Source organism: Ramlibacter sp., assembly GCF_035706265.1.
Classification (GTDB): Bacteria; Pseudomonadota; Gammaproteobacteria; order Burkholderiales; family Burkholderiaceae_C; genus Ramlibacter.
The window spans coordinates 1-2,641 of the sequence record NZ_DASSVG010000537.1; the positions used below are offsets into that span (position 1 = coordinate 1).

General features: G+C 69.7%; 5 protein-coding genes. All 5 read left to right on the forward strand.

All coding sequences use genetic code 11. From position 1 onward, the window contains the following. The coding region (locus tag VFM98_RS19205) for a c-type cytochrome (protein ID WP_325111502.1) at positions 1 to 249 on the forward strand (249 nt) is incomplete at its 5' end. 36 nt (positions 250 to 285) lie between these two features. Beyond that, a complete protein-coding gene (gene soxY, locus VFM98_RS19210; RefSeq protein WP_325111503.1) occupies positions 286 to 741 on the forward strand; it encodes a thiosulfate oxidation carrier protein SoxY in 456 nt (151 codons plus the stop codon). Between the two features lie 47 nt (positions 742 to 788). Then, complete coding sequence (gene soxZ, locus VFM98_RS19215) at positions 789 to 1,100, forward strand: thiosulfate oxidation carrier complex protein SoxZ (RefSeq protein WP_325111504.1); 312 nt, start codon at positions 789 to 791, stop codon at positions 1,098 to 1,100. Between the two features lie 23 nt (positions 1,101 to 1,123). Next, positions 1,124 to 1,924 carry a sulfur oxidation c-type cytochrome SoxA gene (gene soxA, locus VFM98_RS19220; protein ID WP_325111505.1) on the forward strand — a complete coding sequence of 267 codons (801 nt, stop codon included), beginning with the start codon at positions 1,124 to 1,126 and terminating at the stop codon, positions 1,922 to 1,924. A gap of 10 nt (positions 1,925 to 1,934) precedes the next feature. Beyond that, positions 1,935 to 2,585, forward strand: a complete 651-nt coding sequence (gene soxX / locus VFM98_RS19225) for a sulfur oxidation c-type cytochrome SoxX (protein ID WP_325111506.1) — start codon at positions 1,935 to 1,937, stop codon at positions 2,583 to 2,585. The last annotated feature ends 56 nt before the right edge of the window (positions 2,586 to 2,641 follow it).

Genomic DNA, 2,641 nt, shown 5'->3' on the forward strand with positions numbered 1-2,641 from the left:
GGCCGCATGCCGGCCGACCTGCTGCAGAAGAACAGCTGCACCGCCTGCCACGCTGCCGACCGCAAGGTCGTGGGGCCGAGCTGGGCGGAGGTGGCGAAGAAGCACGCCGGCAAGGGCGACTACCTCGCCGGCCGCATCCGCAGCGGCGGCAGCGGCAACTGGGGCAACGTCCCCATGCCGCCGCAATCCATCAGCGCGGAGGAGGCCGGCCGCATCGCCGACTGGCTGGCCGCCGGCGCCGCGCCCTGAACCCTTTTCGACGATCAACCAAGGAGAGCATGTCTCATGCAGACTCGACGTGAAGCCCTGAAGCAGTCCATGGCGGTGGCCGGGCTGCTCGCCGCCACCGGGCTGTTCCCGCAGCACGCGTTCGCGTTCAACAAGAACGCGTTCGATGCCAAGAGCGTCGCCGACGCCGTCAAGGCCTACGGCGGCGCCGCCCCGGTGGAAAGCAAGGACGTGGCGCTCACCGCGCCCGACATCGCGGAGAACGGCGCCGTGGTGCCGATGGCCGCGGCCACCACGCTCGCGGGCGTGAAGCACCTGCTGGTGCTGGTGGAGAAGAACCCGAGCGCCCTGGTGGCCAAGTTCGACGTGAGCGACGCGGTGGAGCCGAGCTTCTCCACCCGCGCCAAGATGGGCCAGACCTCCGACGTGTACGCCGTGGCGATCACCGCCGACGGCAAGGCCTTCTACGCGAAGAAGGAAGTCAAGGTCACGCTGGGCGGCTGCGGCGGCTGACAGCCGCCCCGCCTTCGAACCCGCAAAGCAACAGGAGCAGAACGATCATGGCAGACCCGATGCGCATCCGCGCCCAGGCGTCCGGCGGCAATGCCGTCGTGCGCGTCCTCATGAGCCACGAGATGGAGACCGGCCAGCGCAAGGACAGCAGCGGCAAGGTGATCCCCGCCTGGCACATCACCGAAGTCAGCGCCACCCACAACGGCAAGCAGGTGCTGGCCGCCGAATGGGGCCCCGCCGTCGCCAAGAACCCCTTCCTGCAGTTCACCATCAAGGGCGCCAAGGCCGGCGACAAGGTGGCGATCACCTGGAAGGACAACCGCGGCGACACCCGCACCGACGAAGCGGCGGTCAGCTGACCGCACCCGACGGAGACACCCCCATGCGCAGCAAGCAATGGCTGGCCGCCTTCGTGCTCGCCGGCGTCGCCGCCGGCGCGGCGGCGCAGAAGAGCGCCTCGCAGGCCATCGACGAATACCGGGCGATGCTCGCCGACGGCAACCCGGCCGAACTGTTCGAGGCCAAGGGCGAAGACCTGTGGAAGAAGAAGCGCGGGCCGAAGAACGCGTCGCTGGAAGCCTGCGACCTCGGCAAGGGCCCGGGCGTCGTCAAGGGCGCCTTCGTGGAGCTGCCGCGGTATTTCGCGGACACCGGCCAGGTGCAGGACCTGGAGACCCGCCTGGTCACCTGCATGGAGCGCCTGCAGGGCCTGGACGGCGCGGAGATCCGCAAGACCGCCTTCGGCAAGGGCGAGATGGCCAACGTCACGGCGCTGGCCACCTGGATCGCGGCGGAATCCAAGGGCCTGGCCTTCGACCTGCCGCAGGCGCACCCGATGGAGCGCAGCTTCTACGAGGCCGGCAAGCGCCTGTTCTTCCTGCGCGGGGGCACGCACGACTTCTCCTGCGCCTCCTGCCACGGCGAGGACGGCAAGCGCATCCGCCTGCAGGACCTGCCCAACCTCACGAAGAACCCGGGCGACGGCATCGGCTTCGCCGCCTGGCCCGCCTACCGCGTCTCCAACGGGCAGATGTGGGGCATGCAGCTGCGCCTGAACGACTGCCTGCGCCAGCAGCGCTTCCCCTATCCCGAGTTCGGCAGCGACGCGCTGGCCGCGATCTCCACCTACCTGGGCGTCAACGCCAAGGGCGCGAAGTCGGCCGCCCCGACGATCAAGCGCTGAGGAGTCCTCCATGAAGAACAGCACCCTCCTTCAGGCGCTGGCCGTCGCCGCCCTGGCCGCGGGCTGCGCCGCCCCGCGCGGCGGCGCCGATTACGACGCGCTCGCCGAGCGCATGGCGCGCACCGCCTTCCGCACCCAGGGCATCGCGAAAGTCGAGCGCGTGACCGCCATCGACGAAACGCTGCGCCTGTGCAGCGCCGCCGATGCCGCCGGCCGTCCGCTCGAGCCCGCGGTGGCCAAGCGGATCGAGCAGGACAACCTCAAGACCGTGAAGTGGCCGAGCGACGGCCGCTTCCTCGGCGACTGGAAGAAGGGCGAGCAGATCGCGCAGAGCGGCCGCGGCCAGACCTGGACCGACAAGCCCGACCAGGCCAACGGCGGCAACTGCTACAACTGCCACCAGATCGCCAGGGAGGAGATCTCCTTCGGCACCATCGGCCCGAGCCTGCACAACTACGGCAAGCTGCGCGGAGTGAGCGACCCGGCCAGCCCCGCGGCCCGCCCGATCGTGGAATACACCTGGGGCAAGATCTGGAACGCCAAGGCCTACAACGCCTGCTCCAACATGCCGCGCTCCGGCCACATGGGCAACCTCACCGAGGAACAGATCCGCCACATCATGGCGCTGCTGCTGGATCCGGCCTCGCCCGTCAACCGCTGATGTCCGGAATGAACCTTTCCAAGCGCGAGTTCCTGCACGTGCTGGGGGCCGCGTCG

Excerpts from the sequence above, each read along its gene's own strand:
- soxA (WP_325111505.1), top strand. The coding sequence starts at position 1,124 with ATGCGCAGCAAGCAATGGCTGGCCGCCTTCGTGCTCGCCGGCGTCGCC.
- soxZ (WP_325111504.1), top strand. The coding sequence starts at position 789 with ATGGCAGACCCGATGCGCATCCGCGCCCAGGCGTCCGGCGGCAATGCC.
- soxY (WP_325111503.1), top strand. The coding sequence starts at position 286 with ATGCAGACTCGACGTGAAGCCCTGAAGCAGTCCATGGCGGTGGCCGGG.
- soxX (WP_325111506.1), top strand. The coding sequence starts at position 1,935 with ATGAAGAACAGCACCCTCCTTCAGGCGCTGGCCGTCGCCGCCCTGGCC.